This is a genomic window from Cupriavidus sp. H39, assembly GCF_050271075.1.
GTDB classification, from domain to species: domain Bacteria; phylum Pseudomonadota; class Gammaproteobacteria; order Burkholderiales; family Burkholderiaceae; genus Cupriavidus; species Cupriavidus necator_B.
In genome coordinates this window covers 2782431-2797999 of record NZ_CP189848.1, presented here as the reverse complement: position 1 = coordinate 2797999, position 15569 = coordinate 2782431, and the positions used below count along the sequence as shown (strand labels likewise).

The window sequence follows — 15569 nt, the reverse complement described above, 5'->3', positions numbered from 1 at the left end:
CTGGTGTGCTGCGCGCCGGGACCTGTCCGGCCTTTCGATCCCAGTCGCCGTGCAAGGAACCATCATGATCCGATGCAAGCCAACCGCCCGCTACCGGGCCCTTGCCGCGGCCTGCGCGCTCGGCGCCAGCGCCGGCGCCGCGGCGCAGACGCTGCCCGCGCTGGGTGCGGACGTGGCGCAGACCTCGGTGTCCGGGCTGTCGTCAGGCGCATTCATGGCCACGCAGTTCCACGTTGCGTATTCCGCGACCATGGTCGGCGCCGGCGTGGTCGCGGGCGGGCCGTTCTACTGCGCCGGCCTGTTCGCGCCCACGCCGCCCGCCACCGCGGCCGCAACCCAATGCATGCAGCCGGTCGGCGATACCGGTCCGGACGGGCAGGCGGCGCTGGACGCGGCGCGCACCTTCGCGCGCGATGGCCGCATCGACGCCGTGCAGAACCTGGCGCGCCAGCGCGTCTACGTGTTTGCCGGCACCCAGGACAAGACCGTGCTGCCGCGCGTGGCGGCGCAGGTGGGGCGCTTCTACACGCTCGCCGGCGTGCCGGCATCGCACCTGCAGTACGTCGCCGATGTCGCGGCCGGCCATGCCTTTATCACCAGCCAGGCCGGCGATGCCGCCTGCGCGGTGAGCGCGTCGCCCTACCTCAACAATTGCGGGCTCGAGCAGGCACGGCAGATCCTGCAGTGGATCTATGGCGAGCTGAAGCCGGCGGCGCGGCCGTCGGGCGAACTGATGCGCTTTGACCAGCGCGCCTTCGATCCCGGCGGCAAGGCGCTGCTCGCCGACAGCGGCTATGTCTACGTGCCCGCCCAGTGCGGCACGGGCGCTGCCGATGGCGGCGCGGGTTGCCGCGTCCACGTTGCCTTCCATGGCTGCCTGCAAGGCGCGACCGCCGTCGGCGAGCGCTTCGTGCGGGGCGCGGGCTACCTGGAGAGTGCCGACGCCAACCGCATCGTGGTGCTGTTCCCGCAGGTCGGCGCGTCGCGGCACAACCCACTCGGCTGCTGGGATTTCTGGGGCTATACCAGCGCCGACCCGGCCCAGCCGGACTTCTTTTCGCGCGAGGCGCCGCAGATGGCCGCGGTCATGCGCATGGTCCGCCAGCTCGGCGCGGCGCGCCAGTGAGCGCGGCCGCCACCGCCCCGTCCGAGCCACTGCTTCATCCCGCAAGGAGATCTGCCATGCTGTCGATCCTGCAAGCCCAATGGGAAAGCGCCAGCCGTACCGCGCTGGAACTCGCCCTGTGCCATATGCAAGCCGCCGCCGCGCTCGCGCAGGCGCCGTTCAGTGCCGCCGACCCCAGGCTGGCGCGGACGCTGGCGCGCCAGACACTGGCCGCGCTGAACCGGTATGGCGAGGAACGCGCCGCGCACCAGTCGCAATGGTGGCGCGCGGAGCGCGACCGCCTCGACCTGGCCGCCATCGCGCATGCCTGGCGCGGCCTGGATGCGATGGAGGCGGACCTCGCCGCGCGCGCGTCGCAGGCCAGGGCCGGCTACAACGACGCCGTGCGCGAAGCGGTGGCGCGCTACCTGGAAGATGTCGGCGATGCGCGCGACGGCAACGACCTCGGCCTGGCAACGCTGCGCGCGCTGGGGGACTGGCAGGAGGCCGCCAAGGCCTGTGCGGCACAGTCCGCCGCGCTGGGCGCCGCCCTGGTGCCGGCCTGGACCCGATGGCTGCAGTCGGCGCTGGCGGAGCCGATGCCGCGCGCTGCGGTAGCGGACGTGGCGGGGCAGGGCGCAGCGGGGGACGCCTGAGCCAAGGAGCAGGCCGAGTGGCTCAGGCCGGTGCGGCCGGCGATCCCATCGCCGGATCGCTGACCGTATGCCGGCCGGTTTCCACCCGCCCGGCAAAGCGGCGATAAAAGGCCGGGTCGCTGTCGCACGTCACGGCGAAGTCGTACCACTGTCCGCTTTGCTCGAGCGACCAGTGCACCGCCTTGTCGCCGTTGGCGCCGACGGTGACCGGCCACGGGCCATCGCTGCGGTACGCCAGCGCCTGCACGTTGAAGCGGCACGCCTGGCGGCCGGCATTGATCAGGTCGACGTAGACATCGCCATTGGCAATGTCGTAGCAGACGCGGATCTCGGGGGCGATGCCGGTGTCGCCGATGCGCCTGGTGTCGCCGCGGAAATGCCGGTGAAAGCCGTTGGGCCCGAGCACCCACAGGTCGTATTGCCCGGCATTGTCCTGGAACGCGTGCCAGGTATCGCTCAGCGACTTGCCCGCTTCCACGACATAGCGGCGCGGAATGCGTCCGAGCTGGTGGCGGTCGTAGACATGGAACACCGCGGCCTGGGTGCCGGTGTTGGCAAACACCAGCTCGACCTCGCCCACGGCGCTGCAGCGCGCGCTGGTGTGCAGTTCGTACGGTAGCGCGCGCGATGGGCGGGTGCCGGCGGCCTGCTGCGGCATCTGCATGTCGGCGGGCAGTGGCACCGCTGGCAGGGCCTGCTGCGCGCGGCGCAGCTGGTCGGCGTCGCTGCGCGTGATGCGCCCGCCGAGCGTGGGCAGCGCCTCGGTGTTGGGTGTCCTGAAGTTGAAGGCGCTGGTCAGGTCGCCGCACACGGCCCGGCGGAATGGGCTGATATGGGGTTCGGCCACGCCGAAGCGCGCTTCCAGGAAGCGCAGCACGGAAGTGTGGTCGAACACCTGCGAGTTGACCCAGCCGCCGCGGCTCCACGGCGAGATCACGTACAGCGGCACGCGCGGCCCCGGGCCGTAGACGCGGCCGTCCGGCGCGGGCTGGGTCCGGCTGCCCGGCGGTGCCGGCTGGTTGAAGTATTCGGCCTGCATCTCGGCGTCGCTCAGCGTCGACTTTCCGGCGAGCGTCTGCTCGGGATTCACCGATGGCGCCGAGGGCGAGGGGACGTGATCGAAATAGCCGTCGTTCTCGTCGAAGTTGACCAGCAGCACGGTCTTGCTCCAGACCTCGGGCACGGCGGTCAGGGCATCCAGTACCTCCTGCAGGAACCAGGCGCCCTGCACCGGGCTGGAAGGTCCGGGATGCTCGCAATAGATCGATGGCGCGTTGATCCACGAGACCTGCGGCAGCGTGCCTGCGCGGATGTCGCGGCGGAAGGCGTCGAGATACTCGTCGGGCCGGCTGCCGGGCAGGGTGTTGGCCACGCCCTTGTACAGGGGGTTGCCGGGGTTGTCGGTGGCGGCATCGTAGGCGTGGTAGGGCAGCGGCTGGCCGGTGTTGGCATAGGGCGCACCCGGCGCGCCGCCGCTGGACACCGGATATCCCGACGCGAGGTTGGCCTGGCGGAACTGCTGGAATGCGCCCAGCATGTTGTCGCCCCATTCGTCCGGCATGTTCTGGTAGCAGATCCAGCTGATGCCGGCGGCTTCCAGGCGCTCGGCGTAGGTCTTCCAGGTGTAGCCGGTGTTGGCCGAGGCCGGCAGGCCGTCGATCGCGTCCCACTCATTGTTGACGAAGGCGACATTGGCGGCGGTCGGGCCATTGGTGCCGGTCAGGTGGAAGGCACGGTTCGCGTCCGTGCCCGTGTGCATCGAGCAGTGGTACGCGTCGCACAGGGTAAAGGCGTTGGCCAGTGCGAACTGGAACGGGATCTCCTGTTCCTTGAAGTAACCCATCGACGTGCTGGTCTTGTACGTGGGCCAGTTGGCCATGCGGCCGTGGTCCCAGGCCTGCTGGCTGTCCAGCCACGCATGCGGGGTACCGGCCGCGCGCTGCGCGTTGTTGCTGGTGCCGTCGAGGTGGTACGGCGTCAGCACCGCGCCGTTGGCGCGCTGTTGCTGCCATACGTTGCGCGCGTCGGGCAGCGGAATGGTAAAGCGGTCGCCGAAGCCGCGCACGCCGCGCAGCGTGCCGAAGTAGTGGTCGAAGGACCGGTTCTCCTGCATCAGGATCACCACGTGCTCGACATCGTTGATGGTGCCGGTGGCATTGTTGGCCGGGATGGCCAGGGCCTTGCGGATGCTGGGCGGGAACGCGGCCAGCGCGGCGGCGGCGAAGCCGGTGCCGGCTGCGGCCTGCAGGAAATTGCGGCGAGAGACCATGGTTTTATCGGATGGGCGTGCGAGCTTGCGGAGGGGTTCAGGGAGCGCAGCGGATGACCGGTTCGGGCCGCTGGTCCGGCTTGCTGCCGGGCTGTCCCGGCTTGCCCGGCACGGCGGCCGGCGTGAGCGCCGCGGCTTGCGACAGGGTGGCGCCGTCGCCGTCGCCGCCGCCGCAAGCGGAGAGCAATGTCGCCGCGATCAGCATCGCGGCCAGGGTGGTGGGCAGTCTGCGGGAGAGCATGGATTCACCTGGGGTTGTCGTGGCGGCCGCTGGAAGCCGGGGCCAGGCGAGTGTAGGCAGGGGCGGTGACGTGCCGATGACATGGCTTCGATGGCACTCGCTGCTGCAGACGGGGTAGCGGAAACGGTGGTGATGGCCGACTTCCGGAGCCATCCGGAAACGCCAGCAAACACGCGCTGACGCCGCGGCAATGGACTATGGTAGTCAGACGCGTTTGCGTTCTAGCCGACGCAAGCGAATTCAACCTCACCAGGAGTGAAGTCCATGTCCTATATCGACGGATACGTGCTTGCCGTTCCCCAGGCCAATCGCGACCGATATCGCGAGATGGCGCAAAAGGCCGCCGCGGTGTTCAAGGAACACGGCGCGCTGAAAGTGGTGGAATGCTGGGGGGACGATGTGCCGGAAGGCAAGGTCACGTCCTTTACGATGGCGGTGCAGCGCAAGGACGATGAAGCGGTGGTGTTCTCGTGGATCCTGTGGCCGTCGCGCGAGCAGCGCGACACCGGCCTGAAGGCGGCGATGGCGGACCCGCGCCTGAAGGAAGGCATGGATCCGATGCCATTCGACGGGCAGCGGATGATCTTTGGCGGCTTCGAGGTGATTGTCGAAGCGTGAGCGGGCCGGGCGCCGGCGTGGCAGCGCCGGCGCCCGGGTGGTGGCTCAGATCAGGTGGAAGACCATGCCCAGGGCGATCGCCCCGCCCAGGGTTTCCACTGCGGCAAGGGCGAGAAGGTTCTTCAGTACGAAAGCCTCTTCTTTCTTCGTCACCATGGTCTGTCTCCCGGTCATTGGACTAGTTCTGCAGCACCATCGGCGGTGGCAATCCGGGTTGGCGGTGCCAGGGGCGTCGATGTGAGACCAGTAGACCGCATCCGGCGGCTCACCGGAAGCTGGCGAAAACCCGCTCGGCGAAAACCCGGATTCCTTCAAGCGTGTGACAAGGCCATGATTGACTGGCTTTGCAGGGCGCGCCTGCAGCCTGCCAGCCACGCGGTCCTGGCGATGGCCCGCATTTGGGGGATGCCCGCCGCGGCGCGATGCGCCAAGATCGACGGCGTGGGTGGTCGAACAGATTGCCCCGCTACCATTTGAGCCCCGCTGCCTCCCCGGCACGCGGGGCTTTTCTACATGAGCCGGGGCGCGGCTCAGCGCGCCTGCAGGATGGCTTCGATACGGGCGGCGGCCTCGCGCAGCGGCGCCAGGAAGCGCGCTTCCAGGTGGGCGCGGTCGCGGCTGCCCAGCACCATGCTGAAGCCGAGCCCGGCGACCACCTTGCCGGCCTGGTCGCGCAGCGGCACCGAGATTCCGGCATAGCCATCGACCAGTTCGCTGACCAGCACGCAGTAGCCGTCGGCACGCACCTGCCGCAGCGTGCGCGCCAGCGTCGTGCGCGAGCCGACCGTGAATGGCGTCAGCTTGCGCAGGGTCGCACCCGCCAGGTAGGTCTCGAGCGCGCCGTCGTCCAGGCCCGCCAGCAGCACGCGGCCAAGCGAATGCGCATAGGCCGGCATCCGGCGTCCCAGCGCCATGTCCACGCGCAGCAGCTGGCGCGGCTCCTCGCGCGCCACCAGCACCACGGAATCCGCATCGAGCACGCCCAGCGAGCAGCTTTCGCCGAGCGACTCGCACAGGCCCTGCAGGTAGGGCCGCGCCAGTTGCGGCAGGCTCATCGAGGCAAAGTAGGCGTAGCCCAGCTCCATCACCCGCGGCGTCAGCGCAAAGTGGCGGCCGTCCTGCGCGACGTAGCCGTTGTGTTCCAGCGTCAGCAGCAGCCGCCGCGCGGCGGCCCGGGTCACGTCGAGCTGCTCGGCGACATCCTGCATGGTCAGCCGCTCCGCCCCGGCGCCAAGCAGGCGCAGCAGCGCCAGGCCCTTGCTCAGCGATTCCAGCAGTTCGTCTTTCTTGGCGGCTTCGGCTTGCGGCATGGCGGCTGTTTGGGGGGAGATGGATTGAAATGGACGCTAAAGCACAGGCACACCGATGCCGGCAGGACTTGCGCCGGTGGGCTGCATCTCCGTATGATAGCGGTTTCCGAACAAATGTTCGCAAAACAAGATCGACGGAAAAACGTGCCGCCACCGATGCGGGACGGCATCACCAGAACCGGAGACAACGATGAAGGTAATCACCGCGCGTGAAGCGGCGGCGCTCGTGCAGGACGGCTGGACCGTGGCCAGCGCGGGCTTTGTCGGGGCCGGCCACGCCGAGGCCGTGACCGAGGCGCTGGAGCAGCGCTTCCTGCACAACGGGCTGCCGCGCGACCTGACCCTGGTGTATTCGGCCGGCCAGGGCGACCGCGGCGCGCGCGGCGTGAACCATTTCGGCAACGCCGGCATGACCGCCACCGTGGTCGGCGGCCACTGGCGTTCGGCCACCCGGCTGGCCACGCTGGCCATGGCGGAACAGTGCGAGGGCTACAACCTGCCGCAAGGCGTGCTGACGCACCTGTACCGCGCCATCGCCGGCGGCAAGCCTGGCGTGATGACCAAGATCGGGCTGCACACCTTCGTCGACCCGCGTACCGCGCAGGACGCGCGCTACCATGGCGGGGCGGTCAACCAGCGCGCACGCCGGGCGATTGCCGAGGGCAAGGCATGCTGGGTCGATGCGGTCGACTTCCGCGGCGACGAGTACCTGTTCTACCCCAGCTTCCCCATCGACTGCGCGCTGATCCGCTGCACCGCGGCCGATGCGCGCGGCAACCTCAGCACCCATCGCGAAGCCTTCCACCACGAGCTGCTGGCGCTGGCGCAGGCCGCGCATAACTCGGGCGGCATCGTGATCGCGCAGGTCGAAAGCGTGGTCGACCACCACGAGATCCTGCAGGCCATCCACGTGCCCGGCATCCTGGTCGACTACGTGGTGGTCTGCGACAACCCCGCCAACCACCAGATGACCTTTGCCGAGGCCTTCAACCCGGCCTACGTGACACCTTGGCAGGGCACGGACGCCGCCGACGAGGCGGCTGCGCCGTCGCCCGCGGCGGGGCCGCTCGACGCGCGCACCATCGTGCAGCGCCGCGCGGTGATGGAGCTGGCGCGGCGCGCGCCGCGCGTGGTCAACCTGGGGGTAGGCATGCCGGCGGCGGTGGGGATGCTGGCGCACCAGGCCGGGCTGCACGGCTTCACCCTGACCGTGGAAGCCGGCCCCATCGGTGGCACGCCTGCGGATGGCCTCAGTTTCGGTGCCTCGGCCTACCCGGAAGCGGTGGTGGACCAGCCGGCGCAGTTCGACTTCTACGAGGGCGGCGGCATCGACCTGGCCATCCTCGGCCTGGCCGAACTGGATGGCGAGGGCAACGTCAACGTCAGCAAGTTTGGCGAAGGCGAGGGCGCGCTGATTGCCGGCGTCGGCGGCTTCATCAACATCACCCAGAGCGCGCGCGCGGTGGTGTTCATGGGCACGCTGACGGCGGGCGGGCTGGAAGTGCGCGCGGGCGACGGCAGCTTGCAGATCGTGCGCGAAGGCCGCGTGAAGAAGATCGTGCCGGAGGTGTCGCACCTGAGCTTCAACGGCCCCTACGTGGCGTCGCTGGGCATCCCGGTGGTGTACATCACCGAACGCGCGGTGTTCGAGATGCGCGCCAGCGAGGACGGCGAAGCCCGCCTCACGCTGGTCGAGATCGCCCCCGGCGTCGACCTGCAGCGCGATGTGCTGGACCAGTGCGCAACCCCCGTGGCGGTGGCGCCGGACCTGCGCGAGATGGATGCACGGCTGTTCCAGGCCGGGACCCTGCGCCTGTAACGGCCGCCGCACCACAACACCATTCCATCGGACGGGCCGGCCATGACCGGCTCGCAAGGAGGCACGCCAGATCTGTCATGACGTTACGCAAGCGCAGTCGCTTCATCCCGGCGCGGCCCTGGGCCGCGCATCGATTCTGATTTATCGCGATTTACCGCAGGACATAGCCACACCATGCAGAACACCAGCCGCCGTACCTTCCAGCGCCGCCTGGGCGCCGTCCTCCTGAGCGCCATGCTGCCGCTCGCCGCCGCGCCGGCCCTGGCCGAGACCTATCCCAGCAAGCCGATCCGCCTGGTGGTGCCGTTCCCACCGGGCGGCCCGACCGATACCGCCGCACGCATCATCGGCCAGAAGCTGAGCGAATCGCTGAAGCAGCCGGTGGTGGTGGATAACCGCCCGGGCGCTTCCGGCACCATCGGCGCCGAAAACGTCGCCAAGAGTCCCGCCGATGGCTACACCCTGCTGGTGCTGGCCACGCCCACGCTGCTGGCGCCGCACCTGATCCACCGCAAGGGCTATGACATCTTCAAGGACTTCACCCCCATCGGCGCGGCCTACGACCTGCCGATCGTGATGGTGGTCAACCCGCAGGCGATGCCCGACGTGACCAGCCTGCCGCAGTACATCGCCAAGGCCAGGGCCAGGCCGGGCGCGCTCAACTACACCAGCGCCGGCAATGGCAGCTTCGGCCACCTGTCAACCGAGCTGCTGAAGAACCTGGGCCATTTCGACGTGCAGCACGTGCCCTACAAGGGCAGCGCCCCCGCCATCGCCGACCTGCTGGCCGGCCAGGTGCCGATGATGTTCTCGGACATGATCGCGGCGCTGCCACATATCAAGGCCGGCAAGCTGCGCCCGATCGCGGTCGGATCGAGCAAGCGGGTCAGCTTTACGCCGGAGGTCAAGACGGTCGCCGAACAGGGCTTCCCGGGCTTCGATGCCACCGCCTGGGGCGGGCTGCTGGCGCCGGCCGGCACGCCCAAGGAGGTGGTGGCGACGTTGTCGGCCGAGCTGAAGCAGGCGCTGGCCGATCCGACCGTGCAGCAGAAGATGCTGGGGGCCGGCACCGTGGCCGCCTATATGCCCCCCGAGCAGCTGGCCGCGCGCATGAAAACCGATTACAGCAAGTGGGGCAAGGTAATCCAGGACAACGGCATCCGCGGCGACTGAGTGGTGCCGAGGCCGGTCTTGCGGGCCGGTATGCGGCCCGCCGCGGGTCAGGCGGGCTGCCTGCCCTGGGGCGGGCTGGCCGGCAGGGCGGGCAGCGTCGGCATCGGGAGCGCCGCGTGGCGGCCGGCAGCGGCCAGTCCCAGGAACTGGCTGGAGGTGCGCAGGAATTGCTGGCAGGTCTGGCGAAACAGCTCAAAGTCCATGTCAGTCTCGATGTGGAAGGCGCCGCGCGGTCCGGCATGGCCGCCGCGCCGCCGGCATCTTGCTTGGCCGATATGACAATGTCTTGACAATGCGCGCGCCGGACCGCCGCTGGCGCCTGCTGTCGCGGCTGCCGTACGGCGGCGCCAGAGCGCCCACTGCGCGGGCAGAGATGCTAAAATCTAAGTCTTTGATTCTCTTGGCCAAATGCTGCAGGCAGCAGGGCCGCGCCGGAACCTTGCCGGCGCCAGGCGAGATTCAGGGCGAGATGAGTTCCAGACGCGTATCCGTTTGTGCCGGGTTCGCCTCCCGCCAATACCGATACCCATGACCACTACGAACGCACCAGAACCTATCACCGCGGTTCCGACCGCTGTGCAGACCTTCGACAGCTTCGGCCTGGACGCGCGCATCCTGCGTGCCTTGTCCGACCAGGGCTATACCTCTCCCACGCCGATCCAGGCACAGGCCATTCCGGTCGTGCTGCTGGGCAAGGACGTGATGGGCGCCGCGCAGACCGGCACCGGCAAGACCGCGGGCTTCGCGCTGCCGATCATCCAGCGCCTGCTGCCCATGGCCAATGCCAGCGCCTCGCCGGCGCGCCATCCGGTGCGCGCGCTGATGCTGACCCCCACGCGCGAGCTGGCTGACCAGGTCTACGACAACGTCGCCCGCTATGCCAGGCACACTGACCTGCGCAGCACGGTGGTGTTCGGCGGCGTCGACATGAACCCGCAGACCGACGCGCTGCGCCGCGGCGTCGAGATCCTGGTGGCCACGCCCGGCCGCCTGCTCGACCACGTGCAGCAGAAGGCGGTGAACCTGTCGCAGGTGCAGATGCTGGTGCTCGATGAAGCCGACCGCATGCTCGACATGGGCTTCCTGCCGGACCTGCAGCGCATCATCAACCTGCTGCCGGCGCAACGCCAGACGCTGCTGTTCTCGGCCACGTTCTCGCCGGAAATCAAGCGGCTGGCCTCCAGCTACCTGAAGCAGCCGGTCACCATCGAAGTGGCGCGCAGCAATTCGACCAACGAGAACGTGCGCCAGGCGGTGTACCAGGTCGAGGATGGTCACAAACAGGCCGCGGTGGTGCACCTGCTCAAGCAGCGCGCCGAGCAAGGGCTCTCGCGCCAGTGCATCGTCTTCGTCAACAGCAAGATCGGCTGTTCGCGGCTGGCACGGCACCTGGAGCGCGAGGGCATCAATGCCGCCGCGATCCACGGCGACAAGACCCAGACCGAGCGCATGCAGACGCTCGACGGCTTCAAGAGCGGCACCATCGATGCACTGGTCGCCACTGACGTGGCGGCGCGCGGGCTCGATATCCCCGACATGCCGTGCGTGATCAACTTCGACGTGCCGTACAGCGCCGAGGACTACGTGCACCGTATCGGCCGTACCGGCCGCGCCGGCGCCAGCGGCGATGCGCTGTCGATCTACGTGCCCGGCAACGACGAGCGCCTGCTGTCCGATATCGAAAAACTGATCAAGCGCAGCATTCCGCGGGCCAAGCTGGAAGGCTTCGACCCCACCGGCGAGCGCGCCCGCCAGGCCGACGGCGAGCGCCGCCGCGAGCGCGGCGACGTGCGCCGCGCGCGCGGCAGCACCGAGGGCGAAGAACGTCCGCGCCGCCACGACCACGGCGCCAACCGCCAGGTGTTCCGCGCTTCGGACGACCCGTTCTTCTCGCGCCCGTATGAGCCGAGTCCCGCCAGCGTGGCGCAGGCCAAGGCCGCCGACGAAGTCGCCGCTGCGCTCACGCGCGGCCGCCAGGCGCCCAAGCGGCCGGTGGCGGCCTTGCTGGGCGGCGTGCCGCGCAAGTCCTGACGGAGTTGTTGCTGTCGTCCTGAAGATGGCCCGCCTGCGCGGGCCATTTGTTTTGGCGCGGCTAGGCTGGGGCCGGTTGCGGCAAGGTGGAAAGCCGCGCGCGCCAGCCGTCGGTGGCCTGCGCCAGCCAGTCCTTGATATTCCCTGCGTGGTTCGACAGCCCGAGGTGGGCACCTGCCTCGCGCAGCGCGTCGAGCGGCGCGCGGGTATCGATCGCCTGCGCGCCGCTCTGCTTGCTGAGCTTTTCACCCGCCTGGTTCACCACTACCGGCACGTGCAGGTAGGCCGGCGTGGGCAGCCCGAGCAGGTGCTGCAGGTGGATCTGCCGCGGCGTGGAGTCGAGCAGGTCGGCGCCGCGCACGATATGCGTGATGCCCTGCAGGCCGTCGTCGACCACCACCGCCAGCTGGTAGGCCCACAGCCCGTCGGCGCGGCGCAGCACGAAGTCGCCCAGCTCGGTTTCCAGGTCCTGGCACTGGCGTCCTTGCCAGCGGTCGTCGAAGCACACGGTCGCGGCCGGCCCGTCCGGCACGCGCACGCGCCAGGCGCGCGGCAGCTTGCCGTTCAAACCGTGGCGGCAGGTGCCGGGATAGCCTAGCGTCTGGTGCCGTTCGCGCACATGCACCAGCGAATCGGCGATCTCCTTGCGCGAGCAGCCGCACGGGTAAAGCTGCCCCGCGGCATCGAGCCGCCGCAGCGCTGCGGCATAGTGCGACTCGCGCCGGCTCTGCCACACCGGCGGCTCGTCGGGCATCATGCCGACGCGCTCCAGCGTGTGCAGGATGTCGTGGTCGGCGCCGCGCACGCAGCGCGGGGTGTCGATGTCTTCGATGCGCACCAGCCATTGCCCGCCATGCGCGCGCGCGTCCAGCCAGCTGGCCAGCGCGGTGACCAGCGAGCCCATGTGCAGCGGCCCGGTGGGCGAGGGCGCGAAGCGGCCGCGATAAGCGGCCGCGGCAAGCGCCGGCACTGCCGTTGCCGAAGGGGCTGCCGTGACTGCCATGAGGCTGCCCTCAGCCCGCAAAATCGGGTTGCTGCAGCAGCGCCTGCGCCAGGCGCGGGTCTTCCAGCTTGCCGGCCCACCACTGCAGCGCCTTGCCGCGGTTGCTGGTGCGCCACGCGACCTTGAAGTTGCCCGGGGCGCGTACCTCGACGGTCTCGCGCGCCTGCAGCACGCCGCTCTCGATATGCGGCTGCGCCATCGGCGCCGGTAGCCAGCCGCAGCCCAGCCCGCGGATCTGCGCTTCGAGCTTGTCGCGCATGGTCGGCACCACCAGCACGTCCTGCCCGGCCAGCACGCCATGGGTGCGGGCCGGCAGGTTGCGCGAGGTATCGCCCACCGCGACGATGCGGTGCCTGGCGATCTGGATGGTGGTGAGCGGGCCTTCCTCGGTGGCCAGCGGATGGTGCGCGGCCACGGCGAACACGAACGGCATCGACCCCAGCGGCCGGATCTGGAAGCCCTGCGTGCTGGGCGCGTCGTAGGCGCCGCCGATCACCAGGTCGGCGCGGTTGCTGACCAGCGCGTCCCACGCGCCGCCCAGCACCTCCTTGGAAAAGCGCAGCCGGGTGGCGGTGTTTTCGGCATAGAAGTCGTGGATCACCGGCAGCAGCGCGCGGAAGTTGATCAGGTCGTCGACCACGATGGTGAGGGTGGCCTCCCAGCCGGTGGCCAGGCGCTTGACGCGCCGGGCGAGGTCGTCGGCGGCGTGCAGCAGGTGGCGGCCTTCATCGAGCAGCGCCCGGCCCGCTGGCGTCAGCTCGGCGCGATGGCGGCGCCGGTCGAACAGCAGCACGTCGAGGTCTTCTTCAAGCTTGCGCACCACGTAGGTTAGCGCGGACGGGACCTTGCCCATCTCGTGGGCAGCGGCGGCAAAGCTGCCCTTGCGTTCGATGGCGTCCAGGACTTCGAGGGATTCTAGCGAGAGGGCCATGTTCAGAAATTCTGAATGACTACTTCTAAGCGGATCCCCGTAAATATACGCCTCAAGCCCTAAACTGCCTAGCATCCAAAGCGAAAACGCAGGCCGCAGCAGGGTTATAAAGCCAGGGCAGGCGGCCAAAACGGCTCAAGGAGGGCCATCAAAATGATTGAAATCAGAAAGTCCGCAGAGCGTGGGTACGCCGATCACGGCTGGCTGAAGTCCCATCATTCGTTCTCGTTCGCCGACTACTATGACCCGCAGCATGTGCAGTTCGGTCCGCTGCGTGTCATCAATGAAGACCGCGTCGCGCCGGGCATGGGGTTTGGCACCCATGGCCACCGCGACATGGAGATCATCAGCTACGTGCTGGAAGGTGAGCTGGCGCACAAGGACAGCATGGGCAACGGCAGCGTGATCCGTCCGGGCGACGTGCAGCGCATGAGCGCCGGCACCGGCGTGCGCCACTCGGAGTACAACCACGCCCAGCACGACACCACCCATTTCCTGCAGATCTGGATCATCCCGGCCGAGAACGGCATCGACCCCGGCTACGAGGAAAAGCACTTCGACGCGGCCGACAAGCGCGGCAGGCTGCGCCTGGTAGCCAGTGCCGACGGCGCCGAGGGCTCGGTGGTGGTGCACCAGGACATCCGCCTCTATGCCGGCCTGTTCGACGCCGACGAAGCCGCCGCGCTGGCGCTGGCACCGGGCCGCCGCGCCTATGTGCATGTGGCGCGCGGCCGGGTGACGGTCAACGGCAAGGCGCTCGAGGCCGGCGACGCCGCGCGGCTGGAGGACGTCGCCGAAGTCGCGCTGTCCGGCGGCGATGGCGCCGAGGTGCTGGTGTTCGACCTGCCCTGACATCGTTTCCGGTCCTGCGCTGGAGCCCGCCCCATGGCGGGCTTTTTGCCGTTTGCGCGGCGCGCCGGGGTGCCGGCGGGTAGCCCTGTGCTATCTTCTCGCTATGCATTGCGCCTGCGCCGGCACATCGCCGGCCAGCCCGAACGGGCCGGCGTGCCCTTGGAACACCCCGTACCAAGATGACCTTTGTTTCCATTCTCCTGGCGCTGATTGCCGAGCAGTTCCGCGCCCTGGGCCGCAACAATCCGATCTACGAGATCGTGCGCGCGCTCGGCGACCGCGCCGAACACGCCTTCGACACCGGCCGGCCGCGCGACGCAGCGCTGGCCTGGCTGACGGTGGTGCTCCCGCTGACGCTGGGGGTGATCGTAGTGCACTACCTGCTGGCCTCGATCAGCGTGGCGCTGACGCTCGCGTGGAATGTGCTGGTGCTGTACATGACGCTGGGCTTCCGCCAGTTCAGCCACTACTTCACCGACATCCACGAGGCCCTGAACCGCGACGATATCCATACCGCGCGCACGCTGCTGCACGAGTGGACCGGGCTGGACGCCATCGAGATGCCGGTGTCCGAGATCGTGCGGCATACGCTGGAAGCGGCGATCATCGCCGTGCACCGGCACGTATTCGGCGTGTTCTTCTGGTTCCTGGTGCCGGTTGGCCCCGGTGGCGTGGTGCTGTACCGCACCGCTGAATACCTGGGCCGCCACTGGAACCTGCCGTCGACCGAGCGCAGCCCGGCGCTGGGCCGCTTCGCCGCGCGCGCCTTCTACGTGCTGGACTGGATCCCGTCGCGGCTGACTTCGATCGGCTTTGCCATCGTCGGCAACTTCGAGGACGCGGTCTACGCCTGGCGCAACCATGCGCGCAAGTGGAACGATGCCGTCAACGGCATCCTGCTGGCGAGCGGGGGCGGCGCGCTGGGCGTGCGGCTGGGCACGCCGCTGGCCGAGGATGACTCCACCGTGGTGCTGCGCACCAGCGTGGCCGGCCCGGCGGTGGACTATGCACCCGGCATGGAACACGCCGATGGCGTCAACGGCGGCCCGGAGCCGGCCCCGCCCGAGTTCGGCTCCGAGCCCGGCGTGCGCACGCTGCAGTCGGCCGTGGGGCTGGTCTGGCGCGCGGTGGTGTTGTGGATGCTGCTGCTGGCGATGCTGTCGCTGGCGCTGTGGGTGGGCTGAGCAGCGTGTTGAAAGCCGGGCCGGCCGGTTGCGGCCGGCTGCCTGGCACCCGCTAGTCGCGGGCCGCCCCGCACCGCCAGCAGGCGCCGAACTGCGCCTCATGCCATTCCCCGCAATGGCTGCATTGCCAGCTGGGACCCGGCACCGGATTGGCCGCGGCATTGAGCACCGCCCACGCCTGGGCTTCCATCTCGTCATCCACCAGCCATACCTGCGGCGCGCTCTCGCGGAAGGGGATCTCGCCGGTCGCGCCGGCCAGCCAGGTATTGCGCAGTTCCGCCCGGATGCCGGCCGCGCGCAGGACGTTGCGGCAATGGGCCGCGTGGACGAGGGAGGTGGCGGACAGCAGCAGTTTCATGGCAGCACACCGGGAACCC

General features: G+C 69.3%; 15 protein-coding genes. 8 read left to right on the top strand and 7 right to left on the bottom strand.

Going from position 1 to position 15569, the window contains the following annotated elements:
* Positions 1-64 precede the first annotated feature (64 nt).
* Positions 65-1126, top strand: a complete 1062-nt coding sequence (locus tag ACOCMH_RS28325; RefSeq protein WP_427310590.1) for an extracellular catalytic domain type 2 short-chain-length polyhydroxyalkanoate depolymerase — start codon at positions 65-67, stop codon at positions 1124-1126.
* Positions 1127-1182: 56 nt separating this feature from the next.
* Positions 1183-1761, top strand: coding sequence for a hypothetical protein (locus ACOCMH_RS28320; RefSeq protein ID WP_427310588.1), 579 nt, complete (start codon positions 1183-1185; stop codon positions 1759-1761).
* A gap of 22 nt (positions 1762-1783) precedes the next feature.
* On the opposite strand, the gene ACOCMH_RS28315 is transcribed toward ACOCMH_RS28320, so the two are convergent.
* On the bottom strand, positions 1784-4030 hold the full coding sequence (locus tag ACOCMH_RS28315; RefSeq protein WP_427310587.1) for a phosphocholine-specific phospholipase C: 2247 nt from the start codon (positions 4028-4030) through the stop codon (positions 1784-1786).
* 37 nt (positions 4031-4067) lie between these two features.
* Entirely contained in the window at positions 4068-4271 is a 204-nt protein-coding gene (locus ACOCMH_RS28310) for a hypothetical protein (RefSeq protein WP_427310585.1), read from the bottom strand.
* Positions 4272-4535: 264 nt separating this feature from the next.
* Here ACOCMH_RS28310 and ACOCMH_RS28305 point away from each other — a divergent pair, with 264 nt between their 5' ends.
* Positions 4536-4889 (top strand): DUF1428 domain-containing protein, encoded by a 354-nt coding sequence (locus ACOCMH_RS28305; protein WP_427310583.1) that lies wholly within the window; start codon positions 4536-4538, stop codon positions 4887-4889.
* A gap of 530 nt (positions 4890-5419) precedes the next feature.
* Here the strand turns inward: ACOCMH_RS28305 and ACOCMH_RS28300 are convergent.
* Positions 5420-6199 carry an IclR family transcriptional regulator domain-containing protein gene (locus ACOCMH_RS28300; RefSeq protein ID WP_427310582.1) on the bottom strand — a complete coding sequence of 260 codons (780 nt, stop codon included), beginning with the start codon at positions 6197-6199 and terminating at the stop codon, positions 5420-5422.
* A 190-nt stretch (positions 6200-6389) separates the two neighbouring features.
* On the opposite strand from ACOCMH_RS28300, the gene ACOCMH_RS28295 reads away from it, so the two are divergent.
* The gene (locus ACOCMH_RS28295; protein WP_427310580.1) at positions 6390-8018 is read left to right on the top strand and encodes an acyl CoA:acetate/3-ketoacid CoA transferase; all 1629 of its coding nucleotides are present in this window, start codon (positions 6390-6392) and stop codon (positions 8016-8018) included.
* A gap of 174 nt (positions 8019-8192) precedes the next feature.
* Positions 8193-9191 carry a Bug family tripartite tricarboxylate transporter substrate binding protein gene (locus ACOCMH_RS28290; protein ID WP_427310578.1) on the top strand — a complete coding sequence of 333 codons (999 nt, stop codon included), beginning with the start codon at positions 8193-8195 and terminating at the stop codon, positions 9189-9191.
* 47 nt (positions 9192-9238) lie between these two features.
* On the opposite strand, the gene ACOCMH_RS28285 is transcribed toward ACOCMH_RS28290, so the two are convergent.
* Positions 9239-9394 carry a hypothetical protein gene (locus ACOCMH_RS28285; RefSeq protein ID WP_171515984.1) on the bottom strand — a complete coding sequence of 52 codons (156 nt, stop codon included), beginning with the start codon at positions 9392-9394 and terminating at the stop codon, positions 9239-9241.
* 325 nt (positions 9395-9719) lie between these two features.
* On the opposite strand from ACOCMH_RS28285, the gene ACOCMH_RS28280 reads away from it, so the two are divergent.
* Positions 9720-11222 carry a DEAD/DEAH box helicase gene (locus ACOCMH_RS28280; protein WP_427310576.1) on the top strand — a complete coding sequence of 501 codons (1503 nt, stop codon included), beginning with the start codon at positions 9720-9722 and terminating at the stop codon, positions 11220-11222.
* 61 nt (positions 11223-11283) lie between these two features.
* Here the strand turns inward: ACOCMH_RS28280 and gluQRS are convergent, their stop codons facing one another.
* Both gluQRS and ACOCMH_RS28270 read right to left on the bottom strand, forming a co-directional pair.
* Entirely contained in the window at positions 11284-12225 is a 942-nt protein-coding gene (gene gluQRS / locus ACOCMH_RS28275) for a tRNA glutamyl-Q(34) synthetase GluQRS (RefSeq protein WP_427310574.1), read from the bottom strand.
* Positions 12226-12235: 10 nt separating this feature from the next.
* Positions 12236-13156 carry a LysR family transcriptional regulator gene (locus ACOCMH_RS28270; protein ID WP_092307103.1) on the bottom strand — a complete coding sequence of 307 codons (921 nt, stop codon included), beginning with the start codon at positions 13154-13156 and terminating at the stop codon, positions 12236-12238.
* 153 nt (positions 13157-13309) lie between these two features.
* Here ACOCMH_RS28270 and ACOCMH_RS28265 point away from each other — a divergent pair, with 153 nt between their 5' ends.
* A complete protein-coding gene (locus ACOCMH_RS28265; RefSeq protein WP_427310572.1) occupies positions 13310-14008 on the top strand; it encodes a pirin family protein in 699 nt (232 codons plus the stop codon).
* Positions 14009-14187: 179 nt separating this feature from the next.
* The gene (locus ACOCMH_RS28260; protein ID WP_427310570.1) at positions 14188-15192 is read left to right on the top strand and encodes a CobD/CbiB family protein; all 1005 of its coding nucleotides are present in this window, start codon (positions 14188-14190) and stop codon (positions 15190-15192) included.
* Between the two features lie 52 nt (positions 15193-15244).
* On the opposite strand, the gene ACOCMH_RS28255 is transcribed toward ACOCMH_RS28260, so the two are convergent.
* Positions 15245-15550, bottom strand: coding sequence for a putative signal transducing protein (locus ACOCMH_RS28255; RefSeq protein ID WP_427310568.1), 306 nt, complete (start codon positions 15548-15550; stop codon positions 15245-15247).
* Between the last annotated feature and the right edge of the window lie 19 nt (positions 15551-15569).